The organism is Actinoplanes sp. NBRC 103695 (genome assembly GCF_030269485.1).
In the GTDB taxonomy this organism is placed as follows: Bacteria; Actinomycetota; Actinomycetes; order Mycobacteriales; family Micromonosporaceae; genus Actinoplanes.
Window position 1 is genome coordinate 1 of sequence record NZ_BSTL01000096.1, and the last position, 1,777, is coordinate 1,777.

Below are 1,777 nucleotides of genomic sequence, written 5' to 3' on the forward strand. Positions count from 1 at the left end.
TCTAGCCCTGGACTTCGCACATGCTTTGGAGTGAACGTCCGTCACTCTGATCAAGATCGATGTGTTGGTCTGGGTATGGGTGTGCTGGGTGCTCCGCGTCGTAGTGCTGTGTGTCCTCGTGCCGAGTTGGTCGAGGGTGTTGTGCTGGAGAAACGCCTCGGGTCGTTGCCGGTGATCGCGGATTTCTGCCGCCGGATCGATATCGCCGGGATCATCGACGGGTTGTGCCCGGTCCGGGATATCGCGTTCGCGACGCATGGCCAGGTCATCGAGGTGTTGATCGCGAACCGGTTGACGAACCCGTCCGCGATGGCTGGGGTTGTCGACTGGGCGCGGGCGTGGGCGGTCCCGGAGGTGTACGGGATCGCCGCGTCCGCGTTGGGCGACGACCGGCTCGGCCGGGCGTTGGACGCGGTCGCCGAGCACACCGACACCATCGTCGGGACGGTCGGCGCGGCGGCGATCGACGCCTTCGGCATCGACGTCACCCGGCTGCACTGGGACATGACCTCGATCTCGCTGTTCGGTGCCTACGCGGACAACGACCCGGACTATCCGCAGCCGGGGTGGGGGCATCCGAAAGACCGGCGCCCGGATTTGAAACAGATCCAGGCGGGCATCGCGGTCAGCGCTGACGGAGCGGTCCCGGTTTTCCATCAGGTCTACGACGGCGGCGCGGGCGAGATCGCGCAGGTCGTCGACGCCATGCACGCGTTGCAGGAACTGGCCGCTACGCCCGGGTTCTTGATGGTCGGGGACTCGAAACTGATCTCCTACGGCAACCTCACCGCGATGACCGACGCCCGAGTCCGGTTCCTCGCCCCCCTCGCAGCGGCAAGGGTCCCGGCCGGCCTGTTCGCGGGTATCGACCCGGCCGCCACCGTGACGGTGGACTACATCGCCGCGCGAGACATCAACAAGCCGGCCGCCAAGCGCTGCGCCTACCGGGTCACCGAAGACGTCATGCGCCTTGCCGGACCACGCAAAACCGACCGGGTGCACCAGGTCCGACGGATCCTGGTGCACTCCAGCGCGAACCAGCACGCCGCCCAGGCCGCCCGGCAGCTCAAACTCGGCAAAGCCCGCGCTGATCTGGACACCCTCACCCGGACCGCCGGCACCCGGTATCACCCCGACATCAACGCCGTCACCGCGAAAGCCGCGCAGATCAGCAAGAAACGGCGTGTCGGCGCCTACCTGCACACCACCGTCACCGTCGATCCGGACACCGGCAAACCCGTTTTCACCTGGCACTTCGACCAGAACACGATCGACGCTGAAGCCGCTACCGACGGCTGGTACGCGCTGCTGACCAACCTCAACCCCGCCGACGCGGACGCCGCCGAAGTCCTGCGCCGTTACAAAGGCCAGAACACCGTGGAACAGCGCTACTCCACGATCAAAGGACCACTCGCCGTCGCACCGATGTTCCTGCAGACCAACCGCAGGATCACTGCACTGATCACCGTGATCTGCCTGGCCCTGCTCATCTTCAGCCTCATCGAACGCGAAGTCCGCCGCCGGCTCGCCGAGCAGGACCAGACCGACATGGCCGGCTTCTACGCCTTCGACAACAGGGCCGTCAGACCCACCGGCCGACTCATCCTGCAAGCCCTGCACGACCTACGACTCATCCCCGCCCACCACCAGCAACCACCCAAAATCCCCCAACCCGGCTGGCTCCAAGCCCAACTCCTCGCCCTGCTCGAAGTCGACCCCACCCGACCACGCTGGCTATAACGGCAGTCCAAAAGCATGTGCGAAGTCCCGGTCTAGC

At 66.0% G+C, this 1,777-nt stretch carries 1 protein-coding gene; it reads left to right on the top strand.

Going from position 1 to position 1,777, the window contains the following annotated elements:
* The first annotated feature begins 126 nt into the window (after positions 1 to 126).
* Positions 127 to 1,740 carry an IS1634 family transposase gene (locus tag QSK31_RS48395; protein ID WP_285691976.1) on the top strand — a complete coding sequence of 538 codons (1,614 nt, stop codon included), beginning with the start codon at positions 127 to 129 and terminating at the stop codon, positions 1,738 to 1,740.
* Positions 1,741 to 1,777 lie beyond the last annotated feature (37 nt).